The organism is Flavobacterium sp. MK4S-17 (assembly GCF_009848495.1).
In the GTDB taxonomy this organism is placed as follows: Bacteria; Bacteroidota; Bacteroidia; order Flavobacteriales; family Flavobacteriaceae; genus Flavobacterium.
In genome coordinates this window covers 55455-69588 of record NZ_WWEP01000011.1, presented here as the reverse complement: position 1 = coordinate 69588, position 14134 = coordinate 55455, and the positions used below count along the sequence as shown (strand labels likewise).

13 protein-coding genes are annotated in these 14134 nt (G+C 40.7%); 6 read left to right on the top strand and 7 right to left on the bottom strand.

All coding sequences use genetic code 11. The features are described 5' to 3' along the window. Positions 1-196 precede the first annotated feature (196 nt). The 4 genes from GSF09_RS05120 to pdeM form a co-directional block, all read right to left on the bottom strand. On the bottom strand, positions 197-694 hold the full coding sequence (locus GSF09_RS05120; protein WP_159799864.1) for a DinB family protein: 498 nt from the start codon (positions 692-694) through the stop codon (positions 197-199). Between the two features lie 101 nt (positions 695-795). Then, the gene (locus tag GSF09_RS05115; RefSeq protein WP_159799863.1) at positions 796-2190 is read right to left on the bottom strand and encodes a dicarboxylate/amino acid:cation symporter; all 1395 of its coding nucleotides are present in this window, start codon (positions 2188-2190) and stop codon (positions 796-798) included. A gap of 144 nt (positions 2191-2334) precedes the next feature. Continuing rightward, positions 2335-3414 (bottom strand): acyl-CoA desaturase, encoded by a 1080-nt coding sequence (locus GSF09_RS05110; protein ID WP_159799862.1) that lies wholly within the window; start codon positions 3412-3414, stop codon positions 2335-2337. 164 nt (positions 3415-3578) lie between these two features. Continuing rightward, complete coding sequence (pdeM, locus tag GSF09_RS05105) at positions 3579-4220, bottom strand: ligase-associated DNA damage response endonuclease PdeM (protein ID WP_159799861.1); 642 nt, start codon at positions 4218-4220, stop codon at positions 3579-3581. 56 nt (positions 4221-4276) lie between these two features. Between pdeM and GSF09_RS05100 the strand changes: the two genes are divergently transcribed. Continuing rightward, positions 4277-4474 carry a YqaE/Pmp3 family membrane protein gene (locus tag GSF09_RS05100; RefSeq protein WP_159799860.1) on the top strand — a complete coding sequence of 66 codons (198 nt, stop codon included), beginning with the start codon at positions 4277-4279 and terminating at the stop codon, positions 4472-4474. A gap of 13 nt (positions 4475-4487) precedes the next feature. Here GSF09_RS05100 and GSF09_RS05095 read toward each other — a convergent pair whose 3' ends face one another. Genes GSF09_RS05095 through GSF09_RS05085 form a run of 3 tightly spaced genes read right to left on the bottom strand, consistent with a single transcriptional unit; the run spans position 4488 to position 9581 of the window. Continuing rightward, entirely contained in the window at positions 4488-6947 is a 2460-nt protein-coding gene (locus GSF09_RS05095) for a ligase-associated DNA damage response DEXH box helicase (RefSeq protein ID WP_159799859.1), read from the bottom strand. Position 6948: 1 nt separating this feature from the next. Next, positions 6949-8553 carry an ATP-dependent DNA ligase gene (locus GSF09_RS05090; RefSeq protein WP_159799858.1) on the bottom strand — a complete coding sequence of 535 codons (1605 nt, stop codon included), beginning with the start codon at positions 8551-8553 and terminating at the stop codon, positions 6949-6951. Next, positions 8550-9581, bottom strand: coding sequence for a ligase-associated DNA damage response exonuclease (locus GSF09_RS05085; protein ID WP_159799857.1), 1032 nt, complete (start codon positions 9579-9581; stop codon positions 8550-8552). Before GSF09_RS05085 ends, GSF09_RS05090 begins: the two co-directional genes overlap by 4 nt. 166 nt (positions 9582-9747) lie before the next feature. On the opposite strand from GSF09_RS05085, the gene GSF09_RS05080 reads away from it, so the two are divergent. The 5 genes from GSF09_RS05080 to GSF09_RS05060 are packed head-to-tail and all read left to right on the top strand — an operon-like array spanning position 9748 to position 14122. Then, the gene (locus tag GSF09_RS05080; protein ID WP_159799856.1) at positions 9748-9969 is read left to right on the top strand and encodes a helix-turn-helix domain-containing protein; all 222 of its coding nucleotides are present in this window, start codon (positions 9748-9750) and stop codon (positions 9967-9969) included. After that, entirely contained in the window at positions 9969-11246 is a 1278-nt protein-coding gene (locus GSF09_RS05075; RefSeq protein WP_159799855.1) for a DNA cytosine methyltransferase, read from the top strand. Before GSF09_RS05080 ends, GSF09_RS05075 begins: the two co-directional genes overlap by 1 nt. Continuing rightward, positions 11230-12300, top strand: coding sequence for an HpaII family restriction endonuclease (locus GSF09_RS05070; protein WP_159799854.1), 1071 nt, complete (start codon positions 11230-11232; stop codon positions 12298-12300). Before GSF09_RS05075 ends, GSF09_RS05070 begins: the two co-directional genes overlap by 17 nt. Then, positions 12300-12716, top strand: coding sequence for a very short patch repair endonuclease (locus GSF09_RS05065; RefSeq protein ID WP_159799853.1), 417 nt, complete (start codon positions 12300-12302; stop codon positions 12714-12716). Before GSF09_RS05070 ends, GSF09_RS05065 begins: the two co-directional genes overlap by 1 nt. A 59-nt stretch (positions 12717-12775) precedes the next feature. Next, positions 12776-14122, top strand: a complete 1347-nt coding sequence (locus GSF09_RS05060; RefSeq protein ID WP_159799852.1) for an ammonium transporter — start codon at positions 12776-12778, stop codon at positions 14120-14122. Positions 14123-14134 lie beyond the last annotated feature (12 nt).

Below are 14134 nucleotides of genomic sequence, written 5' to 3'. Positions count from 1 at the left end.
CATCATTAAAAATTTACGAAACCTGTTAACCTTTTCAAGCATATTGCATTTATTACTATTGCACTTTTAATAGGTATAAATTTAAAAAGGTGTAAAATAATAAATGGTTTTGTAATAAAGTCTTAATGTTTCCTTAATAAACCCTCTTGGTTAAATAAAAAAAACCATGCTTTCTGCATGGTTTTTTTGCTTTATTTTACCTGTCCCAAAAAGGCGGAGGTGCTATACCCAGGGCACGCAGGTAAACATAGCCCTGCCCCCTGTGATGTATTTCATTATCTATAAAGTATAATAAGGAACTGGTAAGAGTACCTTCAAACTGGCCGAATGCCAAAACTTTTTCCTGAAATTTCTCCGGCTTCAGCTCAGGCCAAAGCCTGTTTATTACTTCGGTAATCTCATCCCAAAGTGCCAGCAATGCTTCTTTAGTTTCCGGCATGCCCTTACCTGTTGCGTGTGGCATGGCATTTATATCATCCCACTTCCCGGTAACAAAACCATGCATGCCCGGCCCGGCAATATCCAGCATTTCCATAACAAGCACTGCAAATGGCCTCATGCCGCCTACAGAAAAATTAAATAATTCCTTTTCGGGGAAAGCTTCAATTACACGGCGCGTAAGCCCCCTGTGCCCTTGCCAGTGCTCAAGTAATTCCTGCGGAGTAAGTACTCCCCTTACTGCAACATTTTCCATAATAATTAGTTTAAGTTTATATTATGTGTCAAAACTAATCGGGCAAAGTGACAACCGTATGTCAGCAGGTTTTTTAAAACGGTAAAATTTTTAGTTTTTGATTATTCCTGCGGCTCGGCTTCAAAAACTTCATCAGCACCTTCTTTATCGGCATCAAACTCACCTTCCCAACGGGCAACAAATGCGGATGCAAGGCAGTTACCAACCACATTTATGGAAGTGCGCGCCATATCCATCAATTCATCTATACCCAAAATAGCCATAATAGGCCACACAGGCAGGTTGAATGATGCGGCAGTACCCATAAGTATTACCAGTGATGCCCTTGGTATGCCGGCTACTCCTTTACTGGTTACCATAAGCGTAAATACCATGATGAGCTGTTCGCCCAGGCTAAGGTCTATTCCCGCCGCCTGCGCCACAAATATACTTGCCAGGGAGAGGTAAAGTGTTGTTCCGTCAAGATTAAAACTATAACCCATAGGCATAACAAATGACACCACCTTTCGCGGCACGCCAATGCTTTCCATAGCTTCCATGGCGCGCGGCAGTGCTGCCTCGCTGCTGGTAGTAGCAAACGCTATAGATACCGGCTGTTTTATTGCCCTTAAAAAAGGTTTTAAAGGTATGCGGGCTATAAGGGCAATAGGTAATAGCACAAATAATACAAAAGCAGCCAGTGCCCCATATAGTAAAAACAAAAGCCCGAATAAATTGCCCAGTATAGAAAGCCCCATGTGCCCCACAGTATAAGCCATGGCTGCACCCACGCCTATAGGAGCAAAGTACATTACAATATTGGTAAATTTAAACATTACTTCCGATAGGCTCTGTGTAAAATCTACCATCGGTTTGCGTTTCCTTTCAGGAACCATTATAAGCCCTAAGCCAAATAATACACTAAATACTACTATCTGCAATACTTCGCCTTCAGCCATAGACCGGGCTATATTTTCAGGGAAAATATGCAATATTATATCCTGCCAGGTTTGTGCTTTTGCAGCGGTAACCTCTTCATGCATGGCAGCGGGTGCTTCAATACCTTTGCCTACAGGAAAAAGATTAATGGCGGCAACCCCAATAAAAAGTGCTATTGTAGTAACCACCTCAAAATACAGTAAGGATTTCCAACCCATACGCCCCACCTGTTTTATATCGCTGTGTCCTGCAATGCCATAAACAAGCGTACCAAAAATAAGTGGCCCTACTATTGTTTTAATCAGTTTTAAAAATATCTTGCTCAGTATCCTCAGGTTAACCGCAACATCGGGCCATTCATAGCCTACGCATGCCCCTATAACAAGACATACCAGTATCCACGTTGTAAGGCTTCTCTTTTTAAACCCGTACAATATAAGCCCTGCTACAGATGCCCACCTGAAAAAGGTTAAAACGCCTTCAGGTATATTTTCAAATATATAATGTACAGAATATATAATCGCCGTTAAGGTAATTACAGCCAGTGTAAAAAGATTGATAAACCTTGATTTGAACATAAAAGAGCCTTTAAAAATTATTGCAATAAAGAATTCACTTCCCTTTTTAACAGAAGTAAATTATTACTTTGGCAGTAAAAATAAAGGAAAAATAATTTTCAGGCTAAAAAAGCTGTGCTTTTTAATAAATTCCGCATAAATGTATCATGCTTCCTTACCAAACCTTTTCAGCATATTATAGTGGGATTGCAACGCGGCAAAAAAAGTTGGGTTCTCTATATAAGGTATATTAAACTCAATGGCTGTTTCTTTAACTATTTTACCTATTTCTGCATAATGTATATGGCATACTTTTGGAAAAAGGTGATGTTCTATCTGGCGGTTTAGCCCGCCCAGGAAAAAAGCTGCAACAGGACATTCACCGGCAAAATTGGCTGTGGTACGCATCTGGTGTTCCGCCCAGGCTTCTTCCATATTACCATTAGCGTCAGGCTCAGGATAAGCGGTTCCCTCCACCACATGAGCCAGTTGAAACACCAGCCCCATAGTAACACCCTGCGCTGTGTGCAGTGCCGCAAACCCTATAAGGAACTGCCACCAGGTAATGTCAAGCACCAGTAATGGCAGTACAATAAACAAAAAGTAATAAACTGCCTTATAAAAAAACAGGTTAAAATATTCCCTTTTAGGATGCTTAATTTTATGCTGGCCCAATTTGGGCTGAAAAAACTTTACAAAATCTTTCCGGAAAGCCCATGAAACCGATGCCAGCCCATAAAGCGGAAAAGCATACAGGTGCTGGTATCGTTGAATCCGGTTAACTGGCTCCTGTTCAGATAAGCGTATAAGCCCCGGGGCTACTTCTATATCTTCATCATGGCCGGGTATATTGGTATATGTATGGTGCACCACGTTGTGCGAAATGCTCCATACATAAGGGCTTGCACCCAGCAGGTTAAACACCATGCTTAAAATTTTATTCACCGCCTTACTGGATGAAAAAGAGCCGTGAATGGCATCATGGCAAACATTAAAGCCTACAAATGCGCTGAACATTCCTAACAACACAGTTAACGGAAGCATTACCCAAACATTAAAAGCATTGGAAATAATAAGCCCATAAAGCGTAAAAAAGCCTGTAATAAAAAATAATGTTTTAAACCACATTTGCCTGTTTGCATTCTGGCTTGTATCATTATCTTTAAAATACTGGTCAACCCTTTTCCTGATAGTTGCAAAGAAAAGTGACCGGGATGCATTGTTGAATTTTAATTTCGTATTCATAATATTAACTACAGTTTTTTCCACTGTCCGTTATACTATACAACGGTTTGCGAATACGGAAACGAATAATCTGTAATAGGGAAAGTATCAGAGATGTATTGCAGTATTTCCTGTGTAGGACTATATAGACAAACAAAAACCAAGCCAGCAATCAAGTTTTAAAATTATTTACCTTCAACCTTTATAACATCTTCTTTTGTTATGGCATATATATTGTCTTTTTCAGTAGGTTCCATTATAAAAGTACCGGTAAATTCGCCAAAAGCAGGAAGTATCAGTTGACCGGGGCTTTGGAAAAAACAGGGTAATTTTAAAAACTGCCGACCCATTCCCTGCAGCAGTACTGCAGGATGTATATGCCCGCACAGCGTAAAAAGCCCTTCCTGCCGTTCAGGATGGTGGGAAATATAAAACCCATCAACAGCCCACTCTTTGCAAACTTTTATACCTAACTCTTCGTAATGGTGCGGAGATATAATGTCATGATTACCTGCCACCAGTATAATTTGCTGTGGTACAAGCTGAACCCAATCCTTAAATAATTCCCATTCATTATTAAGAGTGCTATGAAAAAGGTCGCCTAAAAAACATATCCTGTCCGGGTTAAAGTAATTGATTACAGCAGTAAGCTTTTCAAAATTCCTGTAGACAGCATTGCCCGGCAGCGCCGAACCGTATTTCCTGAAATGTGAGATTTTACCCAGGTGCACATCAGATATCAGCAGCATTTGCTTTTCTTCCCAGTACATAGCTCCTGAACAGTGCAGTATAAAATTATTATGGTTAATTGTAAACTGTAAAGTCATAGTGTAATTTTACTAAGTTTGTTTTTACTTTACAAACCTATTAACAAACATATATTATGCGATATGTAATAGCTTTCTTTTTCCCCTGGCTTTCGTTAATCTTGCAGGGAAAAATATTCAGCGGCCTGCTTTGCCTTATTTTACAACTTACAATTATAGGCTGGATACCTGCATTTATATGGGCAGCAACATCTTTAAACAGGATGTATGCCGACAGAAGGACAATGGCTATTATTAAAGCAATGGCAAAATAAACTATCCCAAAAATTACTTCATGTAACTGGCAGTCATCCTTTTTATCCTTTCTGCCAGGGTTTCACTTGACAGCCTTTCACGAAGCCTGTCGGTGATGATAGGGAAGCTGAAAGGAGTAGGTTTTTCACATTGTTTCCATATAATTTCCTGCCGTTCAATCCGCTCCAGTGCCAGCAGCAGCCTTCCTTCCTCAAGCTGGTGTTCAAATGTTTCCCGGTAAGCCTGCTGAAACAGCAGGTTATCAGGTTCATGGTCACGGAAAACCTCAAAGATAAGCTGGCTGCTGCTTTGCAGGTGTTTTGTTTTTACCACTTTGCCTGGGTATCCTGTAAATACCAACCCTGCAATAACAGCAATATCCCTGAATTTGCGCCTTGCCATTTCGGTAGCATTAAGGCTGCGTTGCAGGTCGGCGTGCAGATAGGCAGGTGTAAACAAATCATTATCCAGTACCTGCTGCATGTCTATCTCTTTATCACTAAGCAGCTCAAAACCATAATCATTATAAGCCAATGAAAAAGTAATGGGCGATAAAAGGCTGATGCGAAATGCCAGCAGGCTTGCCAATGCCTCATGCACATAGCGCCCCTCAAACGGGTAAAAAATGGCATGGTAGCCCTCGCGGGTTTTAAAGGTTTCTATCAGGAACTGGTTTTCATCAGGCACAACAGATTCTTTACGCTGCCTTTTAAATACAGGGGAAAGTGCCTTTAATTCTTTCGACATCTGTTTAGTATTGGCGGCATACAATTCTTCCCTAAGCAGTTCACTCATCTGTGCCGAGAGCGTCATCCTGCCCCCCATCCAGCTTGCATGCTTTGCCTGTGCTCCGGGCTCTGCCCGCCTAACCAGCACTTCCATATTTTTAACCCTGTACAGTTCCAGCTTCCGGCCGGCAAAAATAAATACATCTCCAGGATTGAGTTTTGATATGAACCATTCTTCTATACTGCCTATATAGCCGCCGCCTAAATATTTAACGTTCATTACGGCATCACCCACTATAGTACCTATCTGCATGCGGTGGCGCAATGCTACTGCCCTGCTGTTTACCTTAAATTTTCCGTCATCCTCTATCTCTACTTTTTTATATTCATCATAAGCCTGCAGGCTCTGGCTGCCTTTGGTAATAAAGTTAAGGCAAAACTGCCATTCGTCTTCAGTCATTGCCTGGTAGCAGAATGTACTTTTAACCTCGCTGAATATTTTTTGGGGATAAAACCCGTCAGATACCGCAAGTGTGACAAGATACTGCACCAATACATCCCAACTGTTAAGGTAGGGCACCCTGTCTTCTACCACTGTTTCTTCAACGGCACGGCGCAGGGCAGAGGCTTCAACCAGTTCAATAGCATGCGTGGCAAGGAAATAAATATTGCTTTCCTGCCCCGGGCGGTGCCCGCTGCGGCCCGCCCGCTGTAAAAAACGTGCCACGCCTTTAGGCCCGCCAATTTGTATTACAGTCTCTACAGGTGCAAAGTCAACCCCCAAATCCAGGCTGGAAGTGCAAACCACAGCCTTAAGCTGTTCCTGCCTTATGGCTTCTTCCACCCACTGGCGGGTTTCCCGGCTTATGCTGCCATGGTGCATTGCCATATCACCGGCAAATTCAGGATATTTATCCAATAATGCCTGAAACCATATTTCGCACGCGCTGCGCACATTGGTAAATATCAATGTGGTTTTACTCGATTTAATAATTTTTGCTACTTCATCAATAAGGTGCAGCCCCATATGCCCCCGCCACGGGTAGGCATCCATCTTTTCAGGCAGTACGGAAAGCACATTTATTTTTTTATTGATGTGTGCCTTTACCATAACCGAATTTGCCAAAGCCTTGGATTCCGGCCCCAACAGAACTTCCATGGCCTGCTGAAGGTTTCCTATTGTAGCCGAAATGCCCCATATACGCAATTTTGGTGCTATAACTTTCAGCCTTGAAAGGGCCAGCTCCGTTTGCACGCCACGCTTTGTGCCTAATAGCTCATGCCACTCGTCAACAATTATAGCCGAGCAGCTTTTAAAAACTGACTCATATCCTTTGGAAGCCAGCATAAGCTGCATGCTTTCCGGTGTAGTAACCAAAAGGTCGGGCATTTTATTTTTTTGGCGGCTGCGCTCGGCAGAAGTAGTATCTCCTGTTCGCACGCCAACAGTAAGCCCTGTTTCCAAATCGTTAGCTACCCTTTCAGCAGCCTGTTTAATTTCTACAGAAAGTGCACGCAGGGGTGTTATCCAGATGGCTTTCAGCCCGGGTTTGTGCTTTGTTTTATATTCAGGATTGTTTTTAATATAATTCAACACAACGGGAAACCACAAAGCATAGGTTTTACCACTGCCTGTAGGTGCATTGAGCAGGCCGTTCTTGCCCTGCAGGAAAGCATTCCAAGCCTGGGTTTGAAAAGGAAAAGGCTTCCACCCCTGCTTTTCAAACCATCCTGTAGCAATGCCATATAACTCTTCGCGGTTCAACCTATTTGGGTATTAAGTTTTTTAAATCTTCTATGGTGTTCGCTTCTTCAATGCTTTTATCATGCCGCCAGCGCAGTATGCGTGGAAAACGCGTAGCCACTCCACTTTTATGCCTGCCGGATAGTGCTATGCCCTCAAACCCTATTTCAAACACCAGTTTAGGCACTACACTGCGCACAGGCCCAAAACGTTCCAGTGTATTCTTTTTGATATAATCATCCACCATCCGGAATTCTGCATCAGTAAGGCCCGAATAGGCTTTGGCAAATGTTACCAATTCTTTTTCACCTGCCTCACTTTGCTGCCACAGCGCAAATGTATAATCGGTAAAAAGATTACTCCTTCGCCCATGCCCGCGCATGGCATAAGTAAGCACGGCATCAATACTGTAAGGGTCAAGCTTCCATTTCCACCAGTCGCCTTTTTTACGCCCAACAAGATACGGGGAGTCTTTTCTTTTAAACATTAGTCCTTCACTCCGCACTTCACGGGCTTTTTCCTTTTCAAGCAAGGCTTCATTCCAGTCTTTAAAAAAAACCTGTTCGGACAAATGCAACGGCAGCCCGAAATTTTTTACCTGAGTATATAATCCTGCCAATAGTTCCCTGCGTTTCATGTACGGCAGGTGCCTTATATCTTCCCCCTGCCATTCCAGCAGGTCATACGCCTTTATTATTACAGGCGTTTTTTTAAGTACCGCAGGAGAAACCGTTTTCCGCCCTATCCTGGTTTGCAGGTCATTAAAGCTGCCAATGGCATTATCCACCCATGGAAGTATTTCGCCATCAATCACAGTGCCATCGGGAATAATCCCTAAAAACATATTGAATTCAGGATATTTATCCGTAACCAGTTCTTCGCCCCGGCTCCAAACATACAATTGCCCGTTACGTATAATAGTTTGCGAGCGTATCCCGTCCCATTTATGCTCTGCACTCCATTCGTCAGGGCTGCCCAAATCCTCAACTCCACCTTCCAGGGCATAGGCAAGGTAAAAAGGGTAAGGCTTGGAAAGCATATCAGCAGCCTTTTCATCAAGCACCAGCTCTTTAAAAGTAACCGTTTGCGGATTCCAGTCGCCCATAAGCTTATGTGCCAGGATATCCTCATCAACACCTGTAACACGCGACAGGGCCCTCGTCATAAGCTTTTGGCTTACACCAATGCGGAAACTGCCCGTTATAAGCTTTGTAAATACAAACCTTTCATAATAATTTAATGACAGCCAGTTACGGTGCAGGTATTCCTTTTTTTCATCATCAGGCTTTTTTTTAAGCACAATCATTTCCTCAATAAATTCCGTAAGGCTTTTATCGCTTTGGTTTTGCGTGGCAGGGATAACCAGTGCAATGGTTTCCGCAAGGTCGCCAACAATATGGTAACTTTCTTCAAATAGCCACAGCGGAATGTTTGCCAGCTCGCTGGCCCATAGCCGCAGTAAAGTAGTATTTACAGGACGGGGCGGGCGGCGGTGCGAAAGTATGGCAATTGTCCACACACGGTCTTTATCGTTGGCATTCCGAAAATACTTCGTTAACGCTTCTACCTTTACGTTGGTTTTGTTGGAGCTGTCAAGGGTTTTTATAAGCTGTGCAAAATTCCTCATGATTCCTCTGCTTTTTCTGCCGGTGTTTTGCCTTCTCCTTCATCCGTTTCACCTTCATATTGTGTATGCTCGGTACGGGCATCATAACCAAGTTCCCGCAGGTAAGCCGAAAAAATATCACTGTAACCGTGTGTTGAAATTACCTTTTCGCACCCGGTTGCCTTAATGCTTTCCAAAAGGCTGTGCCAGTCGCAATGGTCGCTAAGCACAAAACCTTTATCAATGGCGCGGCGGCGGCGTGCCCCGCGGAAAGCCATCCAGCCGCTTGCCGTTCCTGTAACGTAGGGCGACATTTTCCTTATCCAGGGGCTGCCATGTGCGCTGGGTGGTGCAATAACTATATTGCCTGCTATTTCCTCTTTTTTGGTTTCGCGGGTTATAAGTGTAGTGGGCGGTAAATCAGCCATGGGGCGAATTACCTCCGTCATATTTTCCACTGCGCCGTGCGTAAAAATCTTACCAATATCAGTGTCAAGATATTTTAAAAGGCGTTGTGCCTTGCCCAGCGTATAACCAAATAAAACAGATGTTTTCCCCTCCGCCCTGTTTTGTGCCCACCAGGCGTTTATCTCATTAAATACCTCGGCCTGAGGCTGCCATTTAAATGCAGGAAGCCCAAACGTGCACTCAGTTACAAAAGTGTTGCATTTTACCACCTCATAAGGCGTTGAAATACCATCCTCTTCAGTTTTATAATCGCCCGTAAAAACCCACACTTCACCTTTATATTCTACCCGTACCTGTGCGCTGCCGATAATATGGCCCGCGGGATGAAGCGAAAAAGTAACGCCGTTAATAGTAAAGGTTTCGCCCCAGTCTTTACCCGAAACTATAATATCGCCCAGGCGGTGCCTGATTATAGGTATGTTTTGGTGATGGGTTATATAGCGGGAATGCCCCCAGCGTGCATGGTCGCTGTGCCCATGGGTGATAATGGCATTATCTACCGGGCGCCAGGGATCCAGATATACATTGGCACGGGCACAATAAATGCCTTTATCGTTAAATGCGAGCAGGGGCTGCCTCATAAATCAAAGTTTTACAACTAAATAAAATTACAAACTGTAAGTATTTTTTGAAAGCAGGTTGAGGTAAGTTTAACGTTTGTTGACTATGAACATGTTAATAAATAGGAAGTTTTGAGGCCAATTGTAGGCGGGCCAGTTGTATGCATGGTAATAATTTTAAAAGCTTATGGATATCAGAGAAAAATTTGGGTTAAAGGTTAAGAATCTGCGAGAAAATAAGGGGTTGTCAATCGAGCACTTGGCAAATATTTCCAACGTAGACCGTAATTATATATCCGACATTGAGAAAGGTAAACGTAATGTTTCAATTGTAATTATGGAAAAGATAATTCATGCTCTTGACACTGATCTTACAACTTTTTTTAATGATAAAAGCTTTAAAAAATAATGAAAGAGAATATATCAATAACTGAACTTGACGGAAAAAAATATAAAATACGTCTAGTTGAGCCTGATGATGACGGTAAAGCCGTTATTACTCATTACTTACATAATATTGAAAATGGGGTTGCAAAGTATTATGAGAAAGATGCAAAAGAATATTTAAATAATTTTTTAAGTTATAAATATAATGAAGAAGAGTTGAAAATAGTTGCTGAAGAAGCGATGCAGCAACTCTTATTTGAAGTCAATGATGTACCTTTTCCTACTCCAAAAAACTACTCATTTAAATTTATAGATCTTTTTGCTGGGATTGGTGGATTTAGAATGGCATTACAAAATTTAGGGGGAAAATGCGTTTATACATCAGAATGGGATGAGCAAGCAAAAAAAACATATCGAGCAAATTATGGGGAAGTCCCTTTCGGCGATATTACTAAAGAAAAAAATAAAGCTTACATACCTGACAATTTTGATATTCTTTGTGCGGGATTTCCATGCCAAGCGTTTTCAATCGCTGGTAAAAGAGGGGGCTTTGAAGATACACGTGGCACACTTTTCTTTGATGTTGCTGAAATTATTAAAAGAAAAAAACCAAAGGCAATTTTTCTTGAAAATGTAAAAGGTTTGCGGAATCACAACGGAGGCAAAACGCTTGCTACAATTTTGAATGTACTACGTAATGACTTAAACTATTTTGTACCTGAACCTCAAATTATAAACGCAAAAGATTTCGGAGTTCCACAAAACCGTGAGCGAATATTTATTGTAGGATTTCATAAAAACTTAAACATTGAAAAATTTATTTATCCAGAACCAAAAGGGATACATGTAACATTTGGTAAAAATGTAAAAGAGGGACAAACAGTAGCTACTAAATATTATTTATCAACTCAATATTTAGACACTTTAAAACAACACAAAGCCCGACATGAGAAAAAAGGCAATGGCTTTGGATATAATATCATTCCTGACGACGGAATTGCAAATGCAATTGTTGTAGGCGGTATGGGGAGAGAAAGAAATCTTGTATATGATGACCGGCTTACAGATTTTAATCCTACTACTAAAATTAAAGGAGAGGTAAACCGTGAAGGCATTAGGAAAATGACACCTAGAGAATGGGCAAGGCTACAAGGCTTTCCTGATAATTTTATAATTCCAGTTGCCGATGCTTCAGCTTATAAACAATTCGGCAATTCTGTAGCAGTTCCTGCAATACAGGCAACTGCCGAAAAAATCTTAGAAACTGCTAAAATTGAATTTCATGCTAAGAGGAAATAAAGGTGAATGGAGTGAAGTATATGCCTTATTTAAACTTCTTGGGGACGGAAAACTATATCCTGGAGATAAAAATCTAAATAAGATTACAAACCTATTCTTTCCTATAATAAAAATTATAAAGAATGAATTAGGTATTAACTGTGAATATACAATTGACGGTGATTTAGTAATAATCAGCAATATATACGATGAATTTAGAATTTCGGTTGATGATTTTGCCTCCAATGCGGTCAAGTTACTCCAACTAATAAAATCTCAAGAAGGCACGTTTGGAGATTCAGACATTGAAAACTTTATGCATTCTTTTAATTCAAGGAAATTAAAAGCAAAATCATCTTCAAAAACGGATATAAGAATTGTTATACATGATTTAAGAATAGGACAAACAGCAGATTTAGGCTTTAGTATAAAATCAGAACTTGGAGGCAACTCAACTTTATTAAATGCAGGAGAAACTACTAATTTTATATATAAAATAACTGGATATAATTTTTCGAACGCCGAAATTGATTTAATAAATAGCATTAGTACTGGAAGCAAAATTAAAGACAGATTAAATGCGATATTAAGACAGGGTACCAAGATAAATTTTTTTAAAACCAATAAAGAAGTCTTTGGAAATAATTTAATACTGATTGATAGTTTACTACCTGATATATTAGCGGAAATTGTATATAATTTTTATACAACAAATAATTCTAAAATAATTGATTTAACCAGCCATATTCACAATTTAAACCCGTTAAAGTATGACATTAAATTTTCTCACAATTTTTACGAGTATAAAATCAAAAAATTTTTAATTGATATTGCTTTAGGTATGATGCCTTCAAAAATCTGGCAAGGAATTTATGATACAACAGGTGGGCATTTAATTATAAAAAGAAATGGGGATATAATTTGCTACCACATTTATAATAGAAATCAATTCGAAGATTATCTTTTTAATAATACCAAACTGGATACCGCAAGTAGTACTAGACATAAATTCGGCATTTTGTATAAAGAAGGCGACGATTATTTTATAAAGCTTAATCTTCAAATTAGATTTTAATGGATCGCCACACACCAGAGCAACGTTCTAAAAATATGGCTGCCGTAAAAAGTACAGGCAGTAAAGAAGAGATTGCTTTAGGTAAAGCTATGTGGAAAGCCGGACTTCGCTACAGGAAAAATAATAAAACAGTGTTTGGGAAACCTGATTTTACATTTAAAAAATATAAAATAGCTGTGTTTGTTGACAGTGAATTTTTCCATGGGAAGGACTGGGAAACCAAGAAGAAGCCAGTAAATAATGCTGAATTTTGGGAAAAGAAAATATCACGCAACATTCAGCGCGATAAAGAAGTTAACGAATATCTATCTTCAAATGGCTGGCAAATACTTCGCTTTTGGAGTAATGATGTTCAAAAAAATCTTGATAATTGCGTTAATAAAATTATAGAAACAATAAACACCCATAAAATTTAAGGTTATCATTTCTATAAATATTAATTTTTATATTTATACCCTATAAAAAATAGGGTATAATGGAAAAAAAAATTGAAAAACGCTGGATAGCCGCCTTTATAATTACAGCTGCCACTGCTGTAACAGGTTTATTTTGGGAGCATACCTCTGTAACACAATCCGAAAATTTTAATGGTACCGACACAATAGTACCCGCCGATGTTGCCTGGCTGCTTACGGCTTCGTGCCTTGTTTTGCTAATGACCCCCGGGCTTTCCTTTTTTTATGGGGGTATGGTGGGGCGCAAAAATGTAATTTCCACTATGCTGAAAAGCTTTATATGCCTTGGGGTTATCAGCCTGCTGTGGGTTGCCGTTGGTTTTAGCCTTTCATTTGGCGAGCCTATAGGTATAACTATAAATGGTGTTAAGTATGGCCTTATAGGCAACCCCGCCGATTTTGCCTTTTTTGATTATGTGGACGAGCATCCTCATGCAAAAATGGCTTCAACAATCCCTTTTATATTGTTTGCCCTGTTCCAAATGAAATTTGCTGTTATTACCCCTGCAATTATTACAGGCTCACTGGCCGAACGTATCCGTTTTATTTCATTCCTTCTTTTTATATGCCTGTTCTCCCTGTTTATTTATGCTCCTTTATGCCACATGGTTTGGCACCCTAACGGATTGCTTGGTGCTTATTTCGGGATAAAGGACTTTGCCGGTGGTACGGTTGTACATATGAGTGCAGGTTTTGCAGCTATTGCCGGAGTACTGTGCCTGGGTAAACGAAAGAATTTAGAATATATACCTACCAACATTCCGTTTGTTTTATTGGGTACGGGTATGCTTTGGTTTGGCTGGTTCGGTTTTAATGCAGGCTCCGCGTTGGCCGCCAACCATACTGCTGCCATGGCTTTTGCTACCACAACAATTGCCTCAGCTTCGGCAATGCTTACGTGGGCTTTTTTTGACAGGCTGAATGGCAGGAAAGTATCGGCACTAGGCTGTTGTATAGGCGCAGTGGTAGGGCTTGTAGCCATAACGCCCGCCGCAGGTTTTGTATCTGTGCCCAAAAGTATTTTCTTTGGCTTTGCAGCAGCCATAGTTTCTAATATAATGGTACACTGGAAGAGCCTTAAGCGCATTGACGATACTCTTGATGTTTTTGCCTGTCATGGCGTAGGTGGTATTATGGGTATGATATTAACCGCCATTTTTGCCGAGGGCGAGAATGCCAGCCTGCTGCATGGCGGCTGGGGTGTTTTTGTACATCATATGGCAGCACTGGTGCTGGTTGCTGTTTTCTCTTTCTTTGGGGCAATGCTGCTGTATAAGTTTACCAATATTTTTATTCCGCTACGGGTTTCGGAAGAGGCAGAGCAACAAGGGCTCGACCTTTCACAACATAATGAAATGCTGGGATGAAAATAAATTTTA

Excerpts from the sequence above, each read along its gene's own strand:
- GSF09_RS05120 (WP_159799864.1), bottom strand. The coding sequence starts at position 694 with ATGGAAAATGTTGCAGTAAGGGGAGTACTTACTCCGCAGGAATTACTT.
- GSF09_RS05115 (WP_159799863.1), bottom strand. The coding sequence starts at position 2,190 with ATGTTCAAATCAAGGTTTATCAATCTTTTTACACTGGCTGTAATTACC.
- GSF09_RS05110 (WP_159799862.1), bottom strand. The coding sequence starts at position 3,414 with ATGAATACGAAATTAAAATTCAACAATGCATCCCGGTCACTTTTCTTT.
- pdeM (WP_159799861.1), bottom strand. The coding sequence starts at position 4,220 with ATGACTTTACAGTTTACAATTAACCATAATAATTTTATACTGCACTGT.
- GSF09_RS05100 (WP_159799860.1), top strand. The coding sequence starts at position 4,277 with ATGCGATATGTAATAGCTTTCTTTTTCCCCTGGCTTTCGTTAATCTTG.
- GSF09_RS05090 (WP_159799858.1), bottom strand. The coding sequence starts at position 8,553 with ATGAGGAATTTTGCACAGCTTATAAAAACCCTTGACAGCTCCAACAAA.
- GSF09_RS05085 (WP_159799857.1), bottom strand. The coding sequence starts at position 9,581 with ATGAGGCAGCCCCTGCTCGCATTTAACGATAAAGGCATTTATTGTGCC.
- GSF09_RS05080 (WP_159799856.1), top strand. The coding sequence starts at position 9,748 with ATGGATATCAGAGAAAAATTTGGGTTAAAGGTTAAGAATCTGCGAGAA.
- GSF09_RS05075 (WP_159799855.1), top strand. The coding sequence starts at position 9,969 with ATGAAAGAGAATATATCAATAACTGAACTTGACGGAAAAAAATATAAA.
- GSF09_RS05070 (WP_159799854.1), top strand. The coding sequence starts at position 11,230 with ATGCTAAGAGGAAATAAAGGTGAATGGAGTGAAGTATATGCCTTATTT.
- GSF09_RS05065 (WP_159799853.1), top strand. The coding sequence starts at position 12,300 with ATGGATCGCCACACACCAGAGCAACGTTCTAAAAATATGGCTGCCGTA.
- GSF09_RS05060 (WP_159799852.1), top strand. The coding sequence starts at position 12,776 with ATGGAAAAAAAAATTGAAAAACGCTGGATAGCCGCCTTTATAATTACA.